The organism is Sulfuricurvum sp., from assembly GCF_028710345.1.
Taxonomy (GTDB): Bacteria; Campylobacterota; Campylobacteria; order Campylobacterales; family Sulfurimonadaceae; genus Sulfuricurvum.
The window spans coordinates 208,246-228,862 of sequence record NZ_JAQTUH010000003.1 but is presented as its reverse complement, the minus strand read 5'-3'; the positions used below and the strand labels follow the sequence as shown (position 1 = coordinate 228,862).

The following is a 20,617-nucleotide window of genomic DNA, read 5'->3' as shown; positions in this document are numbered from 1 at the left end:
CCCGGGTCGAGCCCGAGGACCTCTCAGAGGTTCTTGTGCCCTTCGGGTATGACGGGGAGTGTAAAATAATGCAGAACTCTCGTCAGATTTTAATAAAAGCCCGTCGCCAGATTATCGGAGATCGTATCGGTAACAACCCTTCGATGTTTCGAGGGGAGGGGTTTGACTTCATCGAATTGCGTGAATATATGAGCGGTGATGATACCCGTCATATCGACTGGAACGTTACGGCAAAAATGGGAAAACCTTACGTCAAAGTGTTTCGCGAAGAGCGCGAGCTTAATGTCCTCACGGTGGCACTGCTCGGTGGGGGGCTTCATTTTGGTTCCGAGAAGTTTAAAATCGAGTCTGTTGCCGAAGCGGTAGCGTTGATAGGTTATTCGGCAGTAGCAAACGGGGATGTTTTCGCTCATGCCAATTATTCGGAAACATTGCGAAACGAGATTCGTCCCGCCAAAAAACGTTTTTCGGTTCAGCAGGCGACGCAAAGCGTTCTGGATGCTGAGATACTGCATCACCGTGTCGATTTGAACCATACGGTAAAAGAGCTTTATCGTCGAACTGCTCGCCGTTCTTTGATTGTGTTAATCGGCGATTTTTTCGAGATACCCGATTTGCGTCTTTTGGCACGTAAACATGAGGTGGTTGCACTCGTCGTCCGTGATTTGGTCGAAGAGAATCCGAGCCCGATGGGCTACACCACACTTATCGATCCTGAGAGCGGTGCGGTATTGGAGGGGGATTTTAACGGACACAGTGTCAAGCGGTATCGGGAGCGGGTAAGAGGGCATGATATCGAACTCTTTGAGTCGTTTCGCAAAGCAGGGGTGAGAGCGACGAAACTCTATACCAACGGCAATGCTATCGTCACTTTGAGACGACTGTTTGAGGGGCGTGTATGAGTCAGATGGTTAATATCCCTGTGAATGATATCGCACCATTGGCGGAGATACACGATTATTCGTTCTATTATTTTATTGCACTTATTTTGGTCGTTATTGTCGTGATTATTACCGCCCTCATTGTGGGGTTAAAGTATCTTCGGCATCGTCAAAAATCGGTTCGGCGTCTTGCATATGAGCAACTCTCTACGATTGATTTGGGTGAACCGAAACGGGCGGCGTATGCGATGAGTGAGCTTGGGAGAGTATTTGCACATGATAATGAGCGAACCGAAAAAGCATTTCATAATCTCTTTGAGCGGTTAGAGCCCTATAAATATGCTCCAAAAGTAGAGATGATTGATGAGGAGACGTTAGGATATTACCATCTCTATTTAGGTATTGTTGATGTTTGAGGGGATTTATTTCGAATTTCCGAAACTGAGTTTTTTGCTGTTTGTTTTTTTTGCGTGTGATAATCTTTGCCCTTTGCGCGCTTCGGCCCTCTATTTTCCCCATCTGGAGCGTTTTCAAAACGTAGGGGTGAAAAAACCTGCGTGGATGTGGATATCCAAATGGGTGATGATTGCATCGTTGGTTGTTGCTGGTATGTCACCGATCAAGGATATTGAACAACCAATCAAGTTCGAGGGGTATTCGACACTGATAGTGTGTGATTCTTTAACGCCGCAAAAAATTGAGCAATTAGAGCAATGGTGTGCCCTTCGTCCGTATGATAAAATCGCGTTCTATCTTCCACCCGCTATCAAACTTCCTCTGAGTTACGATCATGAGGCAATGTTATCGATGATACGACAAATCCCCTACACCACACAAAGCACCTCTATCACTTATACGATTCAATCTTTTTTTCCTACCAATGAGCGGAACTGGATTGTGGTTTTTTCCGATAACCCCAAATATGTTATCCACTCTCTCCCCCATGACATTGAAAACTCTATGGTACCGCAAGATAATTGGCGAGAATGGATGAAACAAGAAAGCGCTATTCACAAACCGCTTTTGATTGAACCCTCCCATCCCATGTCACAACATTTTTATGCATATCCTCTCTTTTTAGGGTTGATGGCGATGATTGTTTACCTCTATGGACGAAATCAAAAAGGGTTGCTATGAGTTTTGAACATAGCGAATTTTTCTTTTGGATGGGGATTCCTATCTCGATTTTATTTTATTTATGGATGTCTCAAAAACCGCTTCATGAACACGATTTTAGTGATAATATCCTCGATAAATTGCGGGTTAACGATAACACATGGAGTTTAAAAGAGAGAAATATCCTTTTTTTTATTGCGGCATGGTTGATGATTTTAGCACTCAGTGACCCAATTGCCCAAGGAGAAAAGGTAAAACAGAGTGCAGAAGAGAAAAAAATTGTCTTAAATATTGCTCAACAACCCAATACAGAGTTTGAAGCGATGAAAAAAAACGCTCTTATAGAGATTGATAGCGCTGAGGGGAATATCGAACTTTTAGCGTATGATGAGCATCTCTATCGGATAGCTCCCAGTAGCGATGATAAGGGGCTTTTAAAAGAGTTTGTGCACCATTTGAGAGATACTCAATCTTTGATAAGTGATGAAGAATTATTAACGCGTTTAGAGGGGGAAACTGTCATTTTGAAAGGGGCTGAGAAGAGGGTTAAGAATGGTCAAAAAAAGGGAGAAATGTATGAAAAAATCCCCCTTTTTTATTATCCACTGGCACTTGCGATGATGGTAATAGTATTCGCCCTGTCGTCGATGAGCAAACGGCAGAGTGTTTCGATAGCGATTGGATTGATGATATGTCTATCCCCTCGAAATGTGGATGCGGGGGTACTCGATTTTAGATTATTAGACGGTGCTTACAGCGCGTATGCAAAAGGGGATTATCGTACGAGCGAGGTATTATTTGCCCGCTATCAAGAGATGCATGATAGTCCGCAAATACGGTATAACCGAGCCAATGCTCTCTTTAAGATGCACCGCTATGAGAGGGCACGTTATTGGTATGAGCGTGTGTATACGACTAATCCGCAACTACGCTCTTGGGTACAATACAATCTTGAACGTTTGCCGAAAACAACGATTGAGTCGGAGATGTCCGTTAAACAAGAGGCTAAAAGAGTTGAAAGTAAAAAAATAGAAGAGAACAAAGTGGTAATAGGGGAAGGAAAAACCCCTCTTTTTAGGTATTAACTGATGTTACGTATTTTATTAAAAGAAGCTCTTGAGAGGTCTATTTTGCTTCCGTCATTCCCGCGAAGGCGGGAATCCAGCTTTGTTTGATGGGGATGGATCCCCGGGTCAAGCCCGAGGATGACGGGAAATAAATCTACCGCTAACTAAAAATCTCATAGAGCTTATTTGCCCCTTTCATCTCTTTGTGAAGTGTTGTGTAATCTTTCTCTTGGAGTGCCTCTTTGAGGGTTTTTAGCTCCTCTTCAAAAAGTTCAACCGCTTCGAGGACATTTTGACGGTTTTGACGAAAAATATCTTCCCACATAGTGGGTGAGCTTTTTGCCAAACGGCTCATCGAACGAAATCCCCCTGCGGCGAGGGCGAGGATGTTCTCTTTCTCCTCTTGTGCCAGTACAGTGTTGGCGAGAGCGTAGGAGATGACGTGGGGCATATGGCTGATAAACGCGGCATGACGGTCGTGTTGCGCGGCTCCCATAGTATGAATCTGCATCCCGATAGAGCGGAACAGTTTGAGGGCAATATCACGTTGAATCGAACCACTGTGTTCCAAATCGCACAATACGACAACTTTATCGGTATAAAGCCCCTCAAATGCCGCTTTTGGACCGAACTGTTCTGTCCCTGTCATCGGATGAGCTGCGACGACATTTTGACGAATTTCAGGGGGGATGGCATCGATGATAAGGGCTTTCGTACTTCCTAAATCGATGAGTGTTTTATCGCTTCCGGCTAAATCGACCGACTGATTGAGTAGGGCAATAACCCCATCGACAGGGACGGCGAAGAAAATGACATCGCACCGTTGTTTGAGCTCTTCAAAAGGGAGAATTGCATGGACAAGACCCAATTCCAAAGCAGTGTGTTGATGCTCAAGATTGTGATCGCTTCCAACGACGGAGGTGACGAAGGGGAGTTTCTTAAGTGAAAGTGCTAACGATCCTCCCATAAGTCCCAATCCTACAATTCCAATCTCCATCCGATAACCCTTCAATATATTCTTGTTTGTGCGTATTCTAGCAGATTTACGGAATATTAACCAATAGGGTGGTAAAATAAATTTAAATATACACCTAAAATGGATTTACATTTGAAAAAAATCACCCTCTCAATGCTACTTTGTTCAGTTCTTCTCCACGCATCGACACAAAAAGTTGAAGCGATTAAATACGATGGGATGATTCATATCTCAGATTCTGTTGCCAAGCGGTTTAACAGTGTCAAAATAGGGGAACCGTTAGACCCGATAGAGGTAGATAAAACGGTCAAAGCTTTTTTTGATCAGGGATATTTTGAAGATATTTGGGCTGATGAAGAGAATGGGACGGTAACGTTTCATTTTAAAGAGAAGCCGGTTATCTCCAAAATAGAACTCAAAGGGTATAAAGATAACGACGAAGAGGCAAAAAAAACACTTTTGCAAATTGAAAAAGGGTCATTGTATGATGTTCGACGTATCGAAAATACCCGTAAGCGTATTATTGAGGCACTAAACCAAGACGGTAAGATTGATTCTATGGTGGAAGTAGAGACAAAAAAGCTTGATAATGGGAGTATGCAAGTTACTTTTTTAGCCAATGAGGGTGAAGAAATCATCATTAAAGAGCTTAAGTATTATGGTGTAAATGAGTTAGATCCTCATGATTTCGAAAAAATGACTGCCAATAAAGAGAAACAATTTATGGGGTGGATGTGGGGACGTAATGACGGTAAAATGAAACTTGCCGAGTTGCAGTATGATCCGATGCGTATTCGTGATTACTATATGCAAAACGGTTATTTGGATGCCAAAGTGGATCAACCGTTTGTCTCTGTCGATTTTAATCATTATGAAGCCAAAATGGATTACAACGTGTTTGAAGGGGATATTTATCGGGTGAGCGACATTTTGGTTTTTCAAGATGAATCGGTCATTGATGATGCAGAATTGTTGAAGATCATCAAACTGGAGAAAAATAAACCGTTTAATATCAAAACGTTTCGTGATGATGCAGAGCGTATTAAAACGAAGATTGCCGATTTGGGATATGCGTTTGTTCAAGTTCAACCCGATCTAAAAAAAGATAAAGAGGGAAAATCGGTAGACGTTGTCTATCGTATTGTCCCGGGTAAAAAAGTACACATTAATAATGTGATTGTTGCCGGAAATAATCGTACACTTGATCGGATAGTGCGTCGTGAACTTTTCCTTGCACCGGGAGATTTGTACAGTCTTACCAATCTTAAAGACTCTCGTAATACATTGGGACGTACGGGGTATTTTGAGAGCAGTACCATCGAAGAGAAGCGCATTGATGATGAGACGATGGATTTGATCGTCCAAGTCAAAGAGGCTCCTACGGGGAATATTCAGCTCGGCGGCGGATACGGTAGCTATGGGGGAATCTTACTTAGTGTCGCGATAAGTGATCGCAATATTTTTGGTTCAGGTATCACTATGGGGTTAAATTTAGAAAAATCTCAACGTACCCGTAACTATTCATTTAATATCACCAATCCACGTCTCAACGATAGTGATTTTAGCGGTAATTTCTCTGTATCCAAAACATCGACCGAATACGATAGTTATACCATTAAATCTGATGGGATCAGTGTCGGGGCAGGGCATAAATTTAACCGTTATACCAATGGGTACATCGGATATAACTACTCTCAAAATCGATACAGCGATATGAATACTTCGATGGTCAATTCCTATCTTTATCAAAGCTACGCCAAAAGCTCGATAAGCCTCTCTGCTACCTACGATAATACTGATGATTATTATACTCCGCGTGAGGGGATAGCACTTTCCCAAGGTTTTGAAGTTGCCGGGTTGGGGGGAGATACCAGTTTTTGGAAAAGCCAAACCAGCTTTAATGTCTATCAAGGGCTCCAAAAATGGACCGATTTTGATTTGATTCTCCGTTATAAATCCCGTTATAAATATGCCAAATGCTTGGATTCTGAGGGGATGAAGCTGGGTGAAAAGTTTTATATGGGGGGGATCGGCTCGGTACGCGGTTACCAATCGTATTCTTTATCACCGAACAGTGGAGCGGATTCGGATAATAATGGCAAATTGGATCTAATAGGGGGAACTCAAACCTTCTCTAACAGCTTTGAGTTAAGTGTCCCTCTCGTTCCGGAAGCCAAAATGCGGGCAACGGCATTTGTCGATTATGGGATGATCGGTGAAAGTAGTTTAAATGAGATTAAACGGGGGGGCTATGGGATATCATTAGAGTGGTTTAGCCCTGTAGGACCGTTACAACTGGTTTTTGCCAATGCTATCGGCAGTAAGCCGGGTGATGATATAAACCACTTCGAATTTACGATTGGACAGAGATTCTAATTGATGTTATGCACTAAAACGGATATATCCGTTTTAGAGTTGCAGAGACAAATTACTCCACAACTCTCTAATTCCTAATTTAAGCAACTACCACCGTTAGATTTTTTGGGAGAACAATATTTTTGAGTTGTTCTTGTGCGAGATAGAGATGGGGTGCTTGTATTGTAAGGAGAGAGTTTTCTAAGGACAACTCAAAACTCTGAGCACTGTATCGACCCGCTAATAAAATATGGGAAAGCCATAGCAATGCATGAAGCGAATTAAGAGTTTTATCATCAGGGAGAAGTGATTCGTAACTGTTTTTAGGGATGAGATCGGCAGATTCCACCCCTTTTTTAAAGAGAAGCAGATGTGATATTAGGGCTATGTCTGTGTGCCAAAATCCATAGTCGAGTGCACTGAGGGCTAAGAAATGGCTATGTTTTTGATAGGCATAGTAGCGAATCCCTATCCCTATAGGGAGAAGTTTTGCCGCTATCACGAGGGTACTTCTCCATTTAGGGTCTAAACCGAGATAATCGTATGTGATATCAAAGAGTCGTTTAACCAATGTTGAACACTCCACTCCATGATGGGAGTGCGTTGCGTAGGTATCGAGCAGATAACGGACGCTTGGATTGTAATTGGCAGGGAACTTATGGGAAGAGTGGCGTAAAAGATCGCTTAAAAAGACCCCTTCACGAATCCCAGCACCGCTACATAATAGTGTTTTTGCATTGAGCCGTTTAAGAATACGTGCAAAAATTAATGCCCCTGATTTGATTGTATCAAACCGTTCAGCTTTGATGTTAAGGGCTTTAAGCTTTTTAGGCGTTGCATCGAGGATGGCGTTACAGAGATTTTCAAAGGATTTATCATTAACAGAGTAACCATGCATTTTTTTGAGGGGATAATCCTCTTTTTTCATTAGGGCATGCGTCATGGCACGAAATGTTCCGCCGATGCCGATCAGTGTCTCACATACCTCAAATGGAAGCTCATTTAGTGCTTGATCGATGTAAGAAATCGCTCCGGCAAAATCTTCTTGATCCATAAAAAGCTCTTTGAGTCGAACCGTACCAATATTTAATGAGATGGTTTGAGTTACTTTCCCCTCATGGAGTAGGGCAAACTCACTGGAACCTCCCCCAACATCCACCGCAATAGCATTAATCTTTGGGAGGAGATTTGCACAGGCGATCCCTCCGAAATATGCCTCTTTATCTCCATCAATTACTTTGATCGATAGGGAGTGTTCATTTTGAATACGTCGGATAAAATCAGCTTTATTGGGGGCATCACGAAGTGCAGAGGTGGCAACGCATAAAATTTTACGTGCTTTAAACGAGTGGGCTATGAGTAAAAATTCACCCAGCGCATTCGATGCTCTATCCATCGCCTCTTGTTGTAGAAAACCGCCGTTATTATAGGCATGCTCTGCTAAACGGACAGAACTTTTAACTTCATGAATAATATGAAACGCGAAACGGCTGGTTTTTTGAAATACCGCCATACGCATTGAGTTTGACCCAATGTCAATGACGGCGGTACATTGTGCCATCTATTCTGTATCTTCTTCAGTGAGTTGTTTATGTTTATACAAGAGCTCTTGCATAGTCTCTACGTTGTCTTTATCGGGAATAATACAATCAACAGGACATACTGCAATACATGCAGGCTCATCATACGTTCCTACGCACTCTGTACAACGATCCGGATCAATCACATAAATCGGATCGCCCTCTTCGATCGCATCCATAGGACACTCTTCACGGCATGCATCACATGCGATACATTCATCGACGATAATTAATGGCATATAGTAAACCTTAGTGTAAAGTATAGTGCGCGATTTATAACAAAAGGTAGCTTAACTCTATCTTGTAGGAAGCAAACAATAGAGTTTTGATGGGAGGATAAGCTTGGCAATGGTTCCCTCAAAGCCGTCATTACGATTAGTAAGGGTAATTTGTGCTCCGATTGCTTCTGCCGCACTTTTAGCCAAAAACAGTCCCAATCCAACCCCCGATTTGCTCCCCTGACGCATAAAAGGGGCAAAAAGATCAACAGTGTCATCGATTCCGCACCCCTCGTCAATCACTTCGATAATAATATTGTTACCATCAAGGGAACTTTGGAAGATGATAGTTCTCCCCTCAGGGGTAAATTTAAGGGCATTTTGTAAAAAGTTTTGGAGTATTTGATTCAGTAGCGTCACTTGCAATACGGCACTAAAACTCTCCGGTTCAAAATGGGTTTGGAGATGTTTATTTTCACTGTTTGCTAAAAGGGTAAAATCCCCCTCCCACTTTTTGAGTACTTTGATAATATCGGCTTCGGAAGGCATTTCCAGTTGAGCCCCCTCTTGGCGACCGATGTTGAGGATATTGGCGACAATCTTATTCATCTCATCGACACTTTGGTTGGTGATTCTTATCGCTTCGATGTACTCTTCAGGAGAGCGTTTTTTGATGAGTGTTACTTGATTTTTGAGTTTGATAACGGCAAGAGGGGTTTTAAGCTCATGGGCAGCTCCGATAAAAAGCTCCTTTTGATATTTGACAAAATTCTGAATCCGTCCCATCAGGCGGTTAAGTGTTTCCCCCAACGGTTCAAACTCCTCTGGGAGGTGTTCTACGGCAATAGGACGCAGTAAGTGCTCATTCATGTTGGCAAGACGGCGGCTGAGGGCACTGACAGGGGCAATAAGCATTTTAGAAAAAGCGATAGCGTAGAGGATAATAACGATAAACCCAAAAGCATTAATCAAAAAAATAGAGCGGAGAATTTTTTTGAGTAATAGTTTGGTTGAGGTAATATCGCGACTCACTTTGAGGTAGGTTGAGTGTTCAAAATCAAAAGGATAGACAAGGGTAAGATCGGTTCTTTTATTCTCTTTTGGTGTTTCATAAAACTCGAGTAAGTTCTCCTCTTTATGGAGAGTTATAAGCTCTACGTTAAGTCCTAATAAAAGTTCAGGATTGTTTTGTTGTGAAGAGATAAGCGATTTTGAGGTACAAATATTTTGCGCGGTACGAACCAAATCAGCTTGTTTTTCGTCATAAATGGATTGTTTGATAAAGAGATAGAGTGATGAAGAAAAAAGTAAAACCAGTGCCGCAGATGCGACAATGAGTTGAAGTAAAAAACGACGTCTTATGCTCCGTTTTGAAAACATAATCCGTCCCTTTTATGATAGCAAAAGTTAATTTACTTCTTTAGGGAAGCAAAAACGGTATCCGCGACGACGAACGGTTTCAATCGTAGTAATACCGAGTGGTTTATCCATTTTTTGACGGATTTGGTTGATAGCAACCTCAATAACGTTTGGTGTAACCAATTCAGGTTCTTCCCAGATAGCATCAAGAAGTTGTTCTTTAGAGACGATTTGATCACGGTGACGAGCAAGGTGGGTCAATACTTCGAAAGGTTTCCCTTTAAGTTCAATCTCTTTTTCTTTATAGATGATTTTTTCCTCTTCAGGATTAATCGTCAAATCATCAATTTCGATGATATTACTACCACCAAAACGTAAACGTGCTTCGATACGGGCGATCAATACGTCAAAATCGAACGGTTTACGGATATAATCATCCGCACCGGCACGGAGTGCTTCGATCTCACTTTCATTATCATCACGTGCAGAAAGTACAACAACGACTGTTTTAGGAGTGTTGTGTTTGATATCAGGGATGATATCGACGCTGTTACCATCAGGAAGCATCCAATCCATTAAAATTAGGTCATAGTTACGGATATCGAGATAATACTCACCGTCTTTTAGTGTCTCAACGACATCGCTTTGGTAGCCGAACTCTTTTAGCCCTTCTGCTAGGGTTTTATTGAGGGTTACTTCATCTTCAATGATCAGAATACGCATTCACATTCCTCTAGGTGAAATTTTCCCGAAATCATACCATAGTTTTAGAAATTTTTAAACTATTTTTAAATAATTTTTAAAAAATGAAATGATTTTGAACAGAGTTGGTGTATTTTTTGGGGTTTTTACACCCCATTTTAAGGGAGGTAAAAACTCTTATGCAGGATTTGGAACGATTTTAATTTCAACACGTCGGTTAGATTCACGACCTGCTGGTGTATCGTTAGACGCTTTTGGCATACTCTCACCATATCCGACCGATTTAATACGGGAAGAGTCTACGCCGTGTGAGGTGAGGTAGGTAGCAACACTTTGTGCACGTAATTGAGAGAGAGTAAGGTTGTTTGTATCACTTCCTACATTATCGGTATGCCCTTGAACTTCAATCTTAGTTTCCGGATATTTGCTCATGATATTAGCAATATCATCTAAAACCGATGTGAAGTTAGGTTTGATATTTGCTTGTGCCGTATCAAATGTAATTCCACCAGGCATATTGAGATTAATGTTATTTCCTTGACGGTCTACTTGGACACCACTCCCTTTAAGCTCTTGATTTAAATCAGCTTGTTGTTTGTCCATATAGGCACCAATGCCGTATCCAGCAAGTGCACCGACTGCTCCACCGATAACGGCGCGCTTATTGCTATGGTTGCTAGTACTTTTACCTGCTACAGCACCTGCTAAGCCTCCAATGAGGGCACCTGTTTGCGCTTTGGTAAGACCGCTTTCAGCGCATCCGATGAATAAAAAGCCTGCCATGAGGAGAGATATTGAAGTTCGTTTCATAGTGAAAATCCTTGTTTTTTTGAAATTATAATGGATTATTGTGAATAAATTGTTTACTATAGGAAACGCCTACCGTGCAATTTGGAAGAATATTGGGTTTACGAATGGTTAATTCGAGTGTATGAATACGGGGAAAAGCATCTTTGAGGATTTTGGAGAGAGATTCCAATGCCTCTTCGATCAACTCAAATTTTTCTTTATCCATAGTGGTTTGAATGAGGTGTACAACATCGGCATAGTTGATAAAGTAGTTCAAAGAGTAATGGTAATCGATTGTACAATCAACCTGTACGGTTTGAGGGGTTGTACGTTCATGATCAAGAATCCCGATAATTGACTCAAAGGTGAGATTCTCGATTAAAATTTTCATGCTACCCGTTTCTCTTCCCCTTTAAATAAGCGGACGAAATTGGGAATGTGTTTGTAAAAGATAATAAAAGAGATAAAAAGAACTGGAGCGTGAAACAGTTCAGGTTGCATTACGAATGAGGCGATGATAAGTGCAAGAAGACCGAGCATCGACGACAATGATGAAATGCGGATAGTTTTTGCCGCAATTGCCCATACAACCAAGGCGATTGCTGTCTGGATGGGGAGCATAACCGCCATAACGCCCATACCTGTTGCCACCCCTTTACCCCCTTCAAACCACATATAAGGGCTAAAGCAGTGACCTAAAACGGCGAGAACCGCAACGAGCCATTGGACACTCTCATCGAATCCAAAATATTTAGCGGCGAGAACTACCAAAATTCCTTTGAGAGCATCGAGTGCTAAGGTTGCGGCTCCCAATTTTTTGGCGAGAGAGGGGTTAGTCTCTTTGACAACACGTAAAACATTGGTTGCTCCGATACTCCCTGAACCCGATTCTTTGATATTGACACCTGCAAACATTTTTGCCAACAGAAGACCAAAGGGGATTCCCCCTAAAAGATACGCTACGAGATACATTTGTACGTTGTGGTTGAAGAATAAATCCATAAGTCATGACTCTTTAATATATAAATTTGTTCGGCAATTATAATTGAATAATCGTAACAGATAGCTAAAAAAGCTATAATATCGTTTTAACGAATATGAAGGAACGGTTTTGAAAACTACCGCAGAAGAATATAAACAAAAAATTATGGATTTAAAAAATCGTCTCAGTGTCACTGTAGTGGCGCACTTTTATCAACGTGATGAAGTGTTTGAGATGGGGGATATTACGGGTGATTCGTTAGAACTGGCGAAACGGACGATGGCGGATGATAAAGAGTTTGTCGTGTTTTGCGGTGTCGGATTTATGGGACAAAGTGTCAAAATCCTCAGCCCCCACAAACGGGTTGTAATGCCGAAAATCGCCTGTTGCGCGATGGCAAAAATGATTGATGGATTGTATTATGACCAATCGATTCAAAAACTCGAAGATGCAGGGATCAAAGCGGAAAACATCCTCCCGATCACCTATATCAACTCTGATGCGGCGGTAAAAGCTCGCGTCGGAAAAATGGGTGGAATGGTGTGCACCAGCTCCAATGCCAAAACGATTATTACCAATGCACTCGCAGAAGGTAAAAAAATCCTTTTCGTCCCTGATCGCTGTTTAGGACAAAATATCGCCAATATGATGGGACTCAAATCGTGCGTACTCGGTGATGGAACCGATCCCAAAGAAGCCGATATCATTTGCTACGACGGATTTTGCTCCGTCCATCAGCTCTTTAGCGTCGATGACATCGAGTTTTACCGCAACAAATATCCCGGAATTTTGATCGCTGTCCACCCTGAATGTGATCCTGCTATTTGTGACCGTGCCGATTTCGTCGGATCGACTTCGCAACTTATCAAATACATCACCGAACTCCCCGCAGAGCAAAAAGTGGCGGTAGGGACGGAGTTTAACATGGTCAACCGCCTCCGCCCATCCAATACGTATATCCTCTCCTCGACCAAGCCCGAATGTCCGACGATGAACGAGACGACATTGGAAGATTTGTACAATACGCTCAAAGCGATTGAGGACGGTGAACCGATTAATGAGATTTTTGTCGATGAAGATACGGCATATTGGGCGAAAATCGCATTAGAGAGAATGATGGCGTTATAGTAAATTTCCGTTCGCCCTGAGCTAGTCGAACCATGAACTTTTCTCACCCTTCGACAGGCTCAGGGCGAACGGGAATCTAGTTATAAAAAAGAAGATGACTTACTATGAATAAAAACCCCTTATCTGCCCAAGAAATAATTAAAAAGATCAGTACTTTAATAGCAGATAAAATTGAAGAAGATAATATTAAAGGTGCTTGTAACCGGATACCATTCATACTAAAATATTATTTGCATCGATATTATCATATTGATATAGATATTCATTTTGGTCTTATCGAACATAATAATATATATGCTCCACATAATTGGAATAGTTATGAAGGTCAAAAAATAGATATAACTATTCACAATCAACTTATAAAAGATCTTAACTCAGATTGTGTAATATTGAATGAGATATATATCCAAAAGAGTGGTAATGTGGTCTATTATTCTCACGATGACTTACCTAAGGATTATTTGGATCTGATAGCGCAAGCAATAGATGAAGAACGTTGGTTAAAAAGTATTTCTAATCGAACTGTAGAGGATGAACACAATCTTCAAAAATTGACAGAAATGTTAGATGACGACAGTCGTATGATTGCGCTAGAAAAACGGAAAATGAGAGAGATAAAAAGTATTAAAACTTTTATAAAAAATTATTATAAAGATGATTGGAATAATATTTTGCAATATCTAAAGACAAAAAAAATATAAAACTATCAGTTTTGGGATATAATTTATCCAATTACGAAGGGGAGGGATAGATGCCAGAAGTGAGCCGTTTTTTAGGGATCATCATCTCATTTTACTATGATGAACACAACCCTCCTCATTTTCATGTAAAATACAATGAATATCGAGCAAGTTTCCTCATCCATGAGTTAAAAATTCAAGAAGGAAATTTACCCAAAAAAGTTGTTTCTTTGGTTCTTGAATGGGCTTATGATCATCGTGATGAATTGCTTGCGGATTGGGAACTTGCCCGAGCAGGTAAAGAACCACAAAAAATAGAACCTTTGGTATAGGAGGTAGGTAATGATTTGGTTAGTTGATGCCGTATATCGTGGTGATTATCGAGTATTCGTCCGTTTTAATGACGGTAAAGAATCAGAAATTGATTTAGAAAATTATATCAAATCAAAAAACGACGAGACCGTTTTTGCTCCATTAAAAGAGTTAGACGTTTTTCAAACGGTTCATTTTGATAGTGATTTAGACACGATTGTGTGGGTAAATGGTGCTGATATTGCACCTGAACGACTGTATGAGATGGCTGGGTGACTGGCAAGGTATGAAAAAACAAATTTATCTTGTCGGTGGGGCGGTTCGTGATGCTTTGCTTGGGCGGGAGATAAAAGACAAAGACTATGTTGCGGTCGGTTATGGTGTGGATGAGTTTTCGCATCTCAGACAAGTGGGGAAAGATTTTCCTGTTTTTCTCAGAGAGGATGGCTCAGAATTGGCACTGGCAAGGGTTGAGCGTAAAATAGGGGTGGGGTACAACGGTTTTGAAACCGATACTGCCGATGTAACCTTGCACGAAGATTTGATGCGACGGGATTTGAGCATCAATGCGATAGCCTATGATGAAGAGAATGGGTGCTATATCGACCCTTTTAATGGGAGAGATGATATAGAAAAAAAGATGTTACGCCACACTTCCGATGCTTTTGTCGAAGACCCTCTGCGGGTGCTCCGTTTGGCGAGATTTCGGGCGACGTTTGGCTATGAATGGAGTATCCACCCCTCTACGAAAGTGTTAGTGTACCGTATGCGAGAGGAGCTAAAACACCTACAAGGTGATCGGGTTTGGAAGGAGATCGAAAAGGTACTGATGCTGGAAGATTCCCATCTTTTTTTTGAGACGTTGTTTGAACTGGGGGTTTTGGGGTATGTATTCCCCTCTATTTATAACCTAACAACGCTCAAAGAGGGGACGAAGCATCACCACGAATCATCTCTTTTTGTCCATGCGATGATGGTGCTTCGGGAGTTACGAAATGAGTCACCTCTCTTAAAACTGTGTGCGATTTATCATGATATCGCAAAACCGCAGTGCTACCGCGAATACGGTAACGGTTCAGGTCATGAGGATAAAAATCGGGTGGAGCCGTTAATCGATATTCAGATTCCGGTCAAAATCAAGAGTCGTATGCTCTTTATCATCGATAATCATGGGAAAGTTTCGAAACTTCAGCAGATGCGGGCGAGTAAAATAGCGACGTTTTTTGAGCAATTTAAAAAAGATAGAGTGTTATTGCTGGAGTTGCTTTGCTTTAACGAGGGGGATAATCTGGGTCGTATCACGGATAATCCCAAAGTGCCGCTCGATAAGGAAATGATTTTAAAGATTTTCGATGGTATCGCCTCATATAGTCCGAAAAACTGGATGAGTGAGCAAGAAGAGAATCCCAAAGGGAGCACGATTGCCCAACATGTCCATAAATATAATATTGGTGTTGTAACCGAAATGATGAATAAACATATCTTGGTGAAGTCACTATAAAGCTATGAATCATCAATCCTTGGCACCTAACAAACCGCCAATATGTTACAATAAGAGTAATAATTAGTCATATTTAGTATTTTGATAATAGTTAAAAAGGTAATCGCATGATTGAGCAATTTATCCGTGAAGTGTTAGCCGAAGATGTGGGGCGTGGGGATTTGTATGCGCGGGTATCCGAAGCAGTTCCTGCGAGTGCAAAGATTATCGCGAAAAGTGATGGTGTTTTCGCGGGGGAAGAGTACTTGCGCGTGTTGGCGCAGATGGAGCGGTTTGAGATTTTTTGGCACAAACGTGATGGTGAACGGTTTCTCAAAGGGGAGGTGCTTTTAGGGCTTAGCGGGGATTCTCATACATTGTTACGTATCGAGAGAACGTTGCTCAATATGTTGCTCCATGCGAGTTCTATCGCGACATTGACCTCTCAATACGTCGATCTCGTCGCACCGTATGGGACAAAACTCCTCGATACTCGAAAGACCCGTCCGTTGTTACGAAATTTCGAGAAATACGCTACCCGTATCGGTGGAGCGACGAACCATCGGATGGGGTTGGATGATGCATTGATGCTCAAAGATACTCATCTCAAAACAATCACCAATCTCGAACTTTTTATGGAAGAGGCGCGTGCGAAAATACCGTTTACGTCGAAAATAGAGATAGAGGCTGAAACCATCGAGATGGCGAAAAAAGCGATGGAAGTGGGGGCGGATATCGTAATGTGCGACAATATGAGTGTGGAGCAGTTGCGAGAGGTGGTGGAGTACAAATGGGAACACCACAGCGGTGTGTTGCTTGAAGCGAGTGGAAACATAACATTAGAGACGATTGAGAGCTACGCACAAACAGGGGTGGACGCGATTAGTACGGGTTCGATGGTTCATCAAGCCAATTGGATTGATATTTCTATGAAAATGGACTAATAAGTGGCTGACGATCAAGAAAAGACCGAGGAACCCACCGCCAAGAAGCTCGAAGACGCCAGAGAGGAGGGGAATGTCCCTCGGAGTCAAGATACGGCGGGGGTTATTGTCCTTTTTGTGGCGATTTTAGCACTCTTAATGCTTCTCCCTTTTATTTCTGAGCACCTTTTAGCGTTGGTTCGATACTATTTTTCGTTGATGAATAAGCCTTTGGAAGAGGTCAATTTGGTCGATATCGCGTTTGTGACATTCAAAGAGTTTTTAATTATGGTGTTACCGATAACGATTATCATCGCGGTTGCTGGGGTTGCGGGGACGGTTGCTCAGATAGGGTTTAATTTTACTACCAAGCCCCTCTCTCCCAATTTCTCGAAACTCGATCCGATTGCGGGATTAAAAAATATGCTCAGTATGCAAAAAGTGCTCGAAGCCCTCAAAATCACTTTTAAATCGTTTGCCGCAATGGGGGTCGGATTTTTATTTTTTTGGGCGTACATGAAAGAGCTTCCGACGGTTGCATTGTTCGGGCTGTGGGATCAGATGGCATGGTTTAAAGAGAAGGCGATTGTTTTGGCATCGGTGATGTTAATCGTCCTTTTTTTATTTGCGATGATAGATCTCTTTCTGACCCGAAAACACTATTTTGACAAACTCAAAATGTCGTTACAAGAGATTAAAGATGAGATGAAAAACATGGAAGGGGATCCGCACGTTAAGGCTAAAATCCGTCAAATACAGATGCAAGCGGCACGAAAGCGGATGATGTCGGCTATTCCCACTGCCGATGTGGTTATTACCAATCCGACCCACTATGCGGTTGCCATCAAATACGATGAGACGAAACATTTTGCTCCCGTGGTGGTAGCCAAAGGGGTTGATAACATTGCGATACAGATTAAAAAGATTGCACGTGAAAACGGTGTTCATGTCGTTCAAAATCCTCCACTCGCACGTTCACTCTATAAAGAGGTGGAGATTGACCATCCGATTCCTGAGTTAATGTTTGCTGCAGTGGCGGAAGTGTTGGCGTATGTTTATAAAATGGGTAAAAAGAAAAAGGAAAATGTGTGATGAATCATTGGTACCGCTTTTTAGCCGATAAAAAGACGATTGCTGGGTTTTTTCTCTTTATTGCGTTGATTTTAGGAGGGGTGTTGCTCTATTTGGAGCAAAAAGTCACCTCTCAAACACTGGAGCGTTTAAGCGATCAGCTCTCATTAGCCCTGAACAATCAGCTCGAAAAAGAGCGCTCTACCGCATTGCGTTATGCATTGATCCTTTCGCAAAATACGGCACTGAGTGATGCATTGGAGCAAGAAGATGAGGATAAAGGGTTTAAAATTCTCTCAGAAGTGATGGAGTCGATTAAACTTCATACCGATATCTTGATTCGGTCTCAAATTATCACGTCGGACTATGTCATTTTTGCTCGTAGCTGGGATAACTCGTATGCAGGGATGCCGCTCGATTATCATCGCCCCGATTTGCTCTATTTTCAAACCCATAAAAACCCCCGTTCCGCTATCGAAGTGGGACGAAAACTGGGGGTAAAAGCGACGGTTCCGGTGTATCAAGAGAAAAATATGCTCGGTTTTGTCGAAGTGGTCTCTTTTTTTGAAACGACGCAAGAGTATTTTGACCGTTTAGGGATAAAGATGTATGTTCTGATGGACTCACGGTTTTATGAAACAGCCGTTTTTATGCAAGAAAATCCTGCTATCGGGAAAGAGTATATTCTAGCAAATCCCAAATATACCCAAAGCGATTTAAAACTTTTAAACGGAGTTAATTTTAAAACACTAAAAGCCTCCCGTGTTATTTTCAGCGGAGGGCAATATCTCTTTTATGAGCCGATGAAAAACGGTGAAGGGGAGACGATAGGGGCGTTTATTTTTTCCCTTTCGCCGAAACAGATCAGTACCTATGCCCACTCTGATGAAGAGGATATTTCGTTTTTAATCCATCTCTCCCGTAATGAACTGTATGATGTTATGGCAAAAAAAACGTCAGGTAAAGGGCAGTTTCAAAGTATCTACGATAAAGATCTTCTTTATCTCAAAGATACGGTTGCTTCTGAAGATCGGGAGATATATCTCCAAGAAGCGCATGATCGGCTCAACGCGTATTCTAAAGAAGAACTGATTGGGATACTGTTGGATTATAAAGTGACCAAAGAGATAAAAGGGGAAATCCGATGAAAGTGCTGTTGCTCGAAGATGAATACATGCTCCGTGTAAGCATCACTGAATTTTTAGAAGAGTTAGGGTTGGAAGTTATCGGATTTTCAAACGGTGAGAAGGCATTTGATGCCATTTATGAGACCCATTTTGATTTGTTTCTCCTCGATGTCAACGTTCCAGGGATGAATGGATTTGAGTTATTACGTACCTTACGAAAAGAGGGGAATAAAACTCCCGCTATATTTCTCACGTCGATGGTCAATGTATCCGATTTGCAAGAGGGGTATAAATCGGGGTGTTGTGATTATATCCGCAAACCGTTCGATCTCACTGAGTTACAGATACGGATTATGCATGCATTGAAAAGTTTTTATCATGATGGGGAAAATAAAATCGATTTTGGTTCAAATTTGATCTATGACACGGAACATTTTACATTGACTCATGAGGGGGAGAGTATTGCTCTCTCTAAAACTGAAAAAGAGATTTTTACAGTGTTACTTAAACATACGAACCAAGTAGTATCAGTAGAGATGTTCCAAGATGAGATTTGGGGCGAATACGTCGATCCTGCTAATATCCGTGTTCAGATCAATAATCTGCGTAAAAAACTCCCCATTGAGATCATCCAAAATCGACGCGGGTTAGGATACATCATTGAACGATAATTTTTACGCCCTTAAAAATGCGTTTATCTATACGATGTTGGTTGCAGCATTACTGCTCGTCCCCACCTATCTCTATGTCACCTATATGAAATATGTTACCGAGATACAATACGAATTTAAGCTCAAACGGCAATCGCATCTCATAATCCGTTCAATGGAAGAGTTTGATCCTAAAGAGAAGCAAAATTTTGAGTACCCAAGATTTCGTTCTTTTCAATCGGGATTGTATGACATCCATTTTAACCCGATTTTTACGTTGATAAAAGCTCCATTGGAGGAGCAAAAAGTGGGATATCATATTCAAAACGGATATGCCTATCAAGTGATTGCACTTCCTGATGGGCGTTATTTTGATGCGTCGTATCTGGTGGTCGGCGGAGAAATCTCGTATGCTCGTATATATCAAGATGTGGTGATGATTTTGTTGGCTACGGCCGCTTTATTTTTTGTGTTGTCACTCTTTTTTCTCGATCGCTTTGCTCTACCGTTTCAGCGTCTTAATAAACGGTTGGATCAGTTTATCAAAGACTCGATGCATGAGATTAATACGCCACTTTCCATTATAAACGTCAATATCGATCTCTATCACCGCTCTAATCCGGTGAATAAATATCTCCAACGGATTAAAGCGGCGACCAAAACCCTCTCGACTCTTTATAACGATATGGATTATCTCATCAAAAACGAGCGCCTCTCTTTTGAATATGAAACAATCGATTTGAGCCGATTTCTGAGAGAACGGTGTGACTATTTTCACGAAGTGGCGGCGTTGAAAAACATTGTGATTGATCCGAGTATCGAGGAGAAGATTGAGATTGTATTTAATCCGACGCAGTTACAGCGTATTATCGATAATAACCTCTCCAATGCGATTAAGTATTCGAATGAAGAGGGAAAAATCGAAGTGATATTGGAACGCAATCTTGAGGGGTGTGTGTTACGATTCCGAGATGACGGTGTCGGGATCGAAGACGTCAATCGAATCTTTGAACGCTATTATCGTGAAAATCAGGATAAGGGGGGGTTCGGTATCGGGTTGAATATCGTCAAATCGATTATCGATAAAGCGGGGATTGAGCTTCAAATCGACTCCGTATACGGCGAGGGGAGTACCTTTTCGTATACGTTTACTCCGCCGATTTATATTTCTGCATAAAACTTTTTCTTTTTTACATTAATTTTACACTCCTGTTCTACAAT

At 41.6% G+C, this 20,617-nt stretch carries 23 protein-coding genes; 15 read left to right on the top strand and 8 right to left on the bottom strand.

Annotated features, from left to right (window positions below):
- Nucleotides 1-68 precede the first annotated feature (68 nt).
- The 4 genes from PHC76_RS05795 to PHC76_RS05780 are packed head-to-tail and all read left to right on the top strand — an operon-like array spanning nucleotide 69 to nucleotide 3,082.
- Nucleotides 69-902 carry a DUF58 domain-containing protein gene (locus PHC76_RS05795; RefSeq protein ID WP_299973447.1) on the top strand — a complete coding sequence of 278 codons (834 nt, stop codon included), beginning with the start codon at nucleotides 69-71 and terminating at the stop codon, nucleotides 900-902.
- Nucleotides 899-1,297 carry a hypothetical protein gene (locus PHC76_RS05790; protein ID WP_299973450.1) on the top strand — a complete coding sequence of 133 codons (399 nt, stop codon included), beginning with the start codon at nucleotides 899-901 and terminating at the stop codon, nucleotides 1,295-1,297. Before PHC76_RS05795 ends, PHC76_RS05790 begins: the two co-directional genes overlap by 4 nt.
- Complete coding sequence (locus tag PHC76_RS05785; RefSeq protein WP_299973453.1) at nucleotides 1,290-2,018, top strand: hypothetical protein; 729 nt, start codon at nucleotides 1,290-1,292, stop codon at nucleotides 2,016-2,018. The genes PHC76_RS05790 and PHC76_RS05785 overlap by 8 nt, the downstream gene beginning before the upstream one ends.
- Complete coding sequence (locus PHC76_RS05780) at nucleotides 2,015-3,082, top strand: tetratricopeptide repeat protein (RefSeq protein ID WP_299973456.1); 1,068 nt, start codon at nucleotides 2,015-2,017, stop codon at nucleotides 3,080-3,082. Before PHC76_RS05785 ends, PHC76_RS05780 begins: the two co-directional genes overlap by 4 nt.
- Before the next feature lie 142 nt (nucleotides 3,083-3,224).
- Here PHC76_RS05780 and PHC76_RS05775 read toward each other — a convergent pair whose 3' ends face one another.
- Nucleotides 3,225-4,061 (bottom strand): prephenate dehydrogenase, encoded by an 837-nt coding sequence (locus PHC76_RS05775; RefSeq protein ID WP_299973459.1) that lies wholly within the window; start codon nucleotides 4,059-4,061, stop codon nucleotides 3,225-3,227.
- Between the two features lie 99 nt (nucleotides 4,062-4,160).
- Between PHC76_RS05775 and bamA the strand changes: the two genes are divergently transcribed.
- Entirely contained in the window at nucleotides 4,161-6,416 is a 2,256-nt protein-coding gene (gene bamA, locus PHC76_RS05770; protein ID WP_299973462.1) for an outer membrane protein assembly factor BamA, read from the top strand.
- 79 nt (nucleotides 6,417-6,495) lie between these two features.
- Here the strand turns inward: bamA and PHC76_RS05765 are convergent, their stop codons facing one another.
- The 7 genes from PHC76_RS05765 to plsY form a co-directional block, all read right to left on the bottom strand.
- On the bottom strand, nucleotides 6,496-7,956 hold the full coding sequence (locus PHC76_RS05765) for a Ppx/GppA phosphatase family protein (protein ID WP_299973465.1): 1,461 nt from the start codon (nucleotides 7,954-7,956) through the stop codon (nucleotides 6,496-6,498).
- Entirely contained in the window at nucleotides 7,957-8,214 is a 258-nt protein-coding gene (locus tag PHC76_RS05760; RefSeq protein ID WP_299973467.1) for a YfhL family 4Fe-4S dicluster ferredoxin, read from the bottom strand.
- A 57-nt stretch (nucleotides 8,215-8,271) separates the two neighbouring features.
- Nucleotides 8,272-9,573, bottom strand: coding sequence for a HAMP domain-containing sensor histidine kinase (locus PHC76_RS05755; protein ID WP_299973469.1), 1,302 nt, complete (start codon nucleotides 9,571-9,573; stop codon nucleotides 8,272-8,274).
- A gap of 27 nt (nucleotides 9,574-9,600) precedes the next feature.
- The gene (gene hsrA, locus PHC76_RS05750) at nucleotides 9,601-10,275 is read right to left on the bottom strand and encodes a homeostatic response regulator transcription factor HsrA (RefSeq protein WP_299973471.1); all 675 of its coding nucleotides are present in this window, start codon (nucleotides 10,273-10,275) and stop codon (nucleotides 9,601-9,603) included.
- A 156-nt stretch (nucleotides 10,276-10,431) separates the two neighbouring features.
- Nucleotides 10,432-11,064, bottom strand: coding sequence for an OmpA family protein (locus PHC76_RS05745; protein WP_299973474.1), 633 nt, complete (start codon nucleotides 11,062-11,064; stop codon nucleotides 10,432-10,434).
- 25 nt (nucleotides 11,065-11,089) lie between these two features.
- Complete coding sequence (locus PHC76_RS05740) at nucleotides 11,090-11,434, bottom strand: dihydroneopterin aldolase (RefSeq protein ID WP_299973477.1); 345 nt, start codon at nucleotides 11,432-11,434, stop codon at nucleotides 11,090-11,092.
- A complete protein-coding gene (plsY, locus tag PHC76_RS05735) occupies nucleotides 11,431-12,045 on the bottom strand; it encodes a glycerol-3-phosphate 1-O-acyltransferase PlsY (protein WP_299973480.1) in 615 nt (204 codons plus the stop codon). The genes PHC76_RS05740 and plsY overlap by 4 nt, the downstream gene beginning before the upstream one ends.
- A gap of 109 nt (nucleotides 12,046-12,154) precedes the next feature.
- Here plsY and nadA point away from each other — a divergent pair, with 109 nt between their 5' ends.
- From nadA to PHC76_RS05685, 10 genes are all read left to right on the top strand, one after another.
- Nucleotides 12,155-13,153, top strand: coding sequence for a quinolinate synthase NadA (nadA, locus tag PHC76_RS05730; protein ID WP_299973482.1), 999 nt, complete (start codon nucleotides 12,155-12,157; stop codon nucleotides 13,151-13,153).
- Between the two features lie 104 nt (nucleotides 13,154-13,257).
- The gene (locus PHC76_RS05725) at nucleotides 13,258-13,854 is read left to right on the top strand and encodes a hypothetical protein (RefSeq protein WP_299973485.1); all 597 of its coding nucleotides are present in this window, start codon (nucleotides 13,258-13,260) and stop codon (nucleotides 13,852-13,854) included.
- A 50-nt stretch (nucleotides 13,855-13,904) separates the two neighbouring features.
- Entirely contained in the window at nucleotides 13,905-14,165 is a 261-nt protein-coding gene (locus PHC76_RS05720) for a DUF4160 domain-containing protein (RefSeq protein ID WP_294871052.1), read from the top strand.
- Nucleotides 14,166-14,175: 10 nt separating this feature from the next.
- The gene (locus PHC76_RS05715) at nucleotides 14,176-14,421 is read left to right on the top strand and encodes a DUF2442 domain-containing protein (protein WP_299973488.1); all 246 of its coding nucleotides are present in this window, start codon (nucleotides 14,176-14,178) and stop codon (nucleotides 14,419-14,421) included.
- A 10-nt stretch (nucleotides 14,422-14,431) separates the two neighbouring features.
- Nucleotides 14,432-15,646, top strand: coding sequence for a polynucleotide adenylyltransferase (locus PHC76_RS05710; protein ID WP_300209851.1), 1,215 nt, complete (start codon nucleotides 14,432-14,434; stop codon nucleotides 15,644-15,646).
- Between the two features lie 107 nt (nucleotides 15,647-15,753).
- The gene (nadC, locus tag PHC76_RS05705; RefSeq protein WP_299973494.1) at nucleotides 15,754-16,569 is read left to right on the top strand and encodes a carboxylating nicotinate-nucleotide diphosphorylase; all 816 of its coding nucleotides are present in this window, start codon (nucleotides 15,754-15,756) and stop codon (nucleotides 16,567-16,569) included.
- 3 nt (nucleotides 16,570-16,572) lie between these two features.
- Nucleotides 16,573-17,640 (top strand): flagellar biosynthesis protein FlhB, encoded by a 1,068-nt coding sequence (gene flhB, locus PHC76_RS05700; RefSeq protein WP_299973497.1) that lies wholly within the window; start codon nucleotides 16,573-16,575, stop codon nucleotides 17,638-17,640.
- Nucleotides 17,640-18,767 (top strand): cache domain-containing protein, encoded by a 1,128-nt coding sequence (locus PHC76_RS05695; RefSeq protein ID WP_299973517.1) that lies wholly within the window; start codon nucleotides 17,640-17,642, stop codon nucleotides 18,765-18,767. Before flhB ends, PHC76_RS05695 begins: the two co-directional genes overlap by 1 nt.
- Entirely contained in the window at nucleotides 18,764-19,417 is a 654-nt protein-coding gene (locus PHC76_RS05690; RefSeq protein WP_299973500.1) for a response regulator transcription factor, read from the top strand. Before PHC76_RS05695 ends, PHC76_RS05690 begins: the two co-directional genes overlap by 4 nt.
- Nucleotides 19,407-20,573, top strand: a complete 1,167-nt coding sequence (locus tag PHC76_RS05685; RefSeq protein WP_299973503.1) for a HAMP domain-containing sensor histidine kinase — start codon at nucleotides 19,407-19,409, stop codon at nucleotides 20,571-20,573. The genes PHC76_RS05690 and PHC76_RS05685 overlap by 11 nt, the downstream gene beginning before the upstream one ends.
- Nucleotides 20,574-20,617 lie beyond the last annotated feature (44 nt).

Coding starts and splice junctions, on each gene's coding strand:
- PHC76_RS05795 (WP_299973447.1), top strand. CDS start 69: ATGCAGAACTCTCGTCAGATTTTAATAAAAGCCCGTCGCCAGATTATC.
- PHC76_RS05790 (WP_299973450.1), top strand. CDS start 899: ATGAGTCAGATGGTTAATATCCCTGTGAATGATATCGCACCATTGGCG.
- PHC76_RS05785 (WP_299973453.1), top strand. CDS start 1,290: ATGTTTGAGGGGATTTATTTCGAATTTCCGAAACTGAGTTTTTTGCTG.
- PHC76_RS05780 (WP_299973456.1), top strand. CDS start 2,015: ATGAGTTTTGAACATAGCGAATTTTTCTTTTGGATGGGGATTCCTATC.
- PHC76_RS05775 (WP_299973459.1), bottom strand. CDS start 4,061: ATGGAGATTGGAATTGTAGGATTGGGACTTATGGGAGGATCGTTAGCA.
- bamA (WP_299973462.1), top strand. CDS start 4,161: ATGGATTTACATTTGAAAAAAATCACCCTCTCAATGCTACTTTGTTCA.
- PHC76_RS05765 (WP_299973465.1), bottom strand. CDS start 7,956: ATGGCACAATGTACCGCCGTCATTGACATTGGGTCAAACTCAATGCGT.
- PHC76_RS05760 (WP_299973467.1), bottom strand. CDS start 8,214: ATGCCATTAATTATCGTCGATGAATGTATCGCATGTGATGCATGCCGT.
- PHC76_RS05755 (WP_299973469.1), bottom strand. CDS start 9,573: ATGTTTTCAAAACGGAGCATAAGACGTCGTTTTTTACTTCAACTCATT.
- hsrA (WP_299973471.1), bottom strand. CDS start 10,275: ATGCGTATTCTGATCATTGAAGATGAAGTAACCCTCAATAAAACCCTA.
- PHC76_RS05745 (WP_299973474.1), bottom strand. CDS start 11,064: ATGAAACGAACTTCAATATCTCTCCTCATGGCAGGCTTTTTATTCATC.
- PHC76_RS05740 (WP_299973477.1), bottom strand. CDS start 11,434: ATGAAAATTTTAATCGAGAATCTCACCTTTGAGTCAATTATCGGGATT.
- plsY (WP_299973480.1), bottom strand. CDS start 12,045: ATGGATTTATTCTTCAACCACAACGTACAAATGTATCTCGTAGCGTAT.
- PHC76_RS05725 (WP_299973485.1), top strand. CDS start 13,258: ATGAATAAAAACCCCTTATCTGCCCAAGAAATAATTAAAAAGATCAGT.
- PHC76_RS05720 (WP_294871052.1), top strand. CDS start 13,905: ATGCCAGAAGTGAGCCGTTTTTTAGGGATCATCATCTCATTTTACTAT.
- PHC76_RS05715 (WP_299973488.1), top strand. CDS start 14,176: ATGATTTGGTTAGTTGATGCCGTATATCGTGGTGATTATCGAGTATTC.
- PHC76_RS05710 (WP_300209851.1), top strand. CDS start 14,432: ATGAAAAAACAAATTTATCTTGTCGGTGGGGCGGTTCGTGATGCTTTG.
- nadC (WP_299973494.1), top strand. CDS start 15,754: ATGATTGAGCAATTTATCCGTGAAGTGTTAGCCGAAGATGTGGGGCGT.
- PHC76_RS05695 (WP_299973517.1), top strand. CDS start 17,640: ATGAATCATTGGTACCGCTTTTTAGCCGATAAAAAGACGATTGCTGGG.
- PHC76_RS05690 (WP_299973500.1), top strand. CDS start 18,764: ATGAAAGTGCTGTTGCTCGAAGATGAATACATGCTCCGTGTAAGCATC.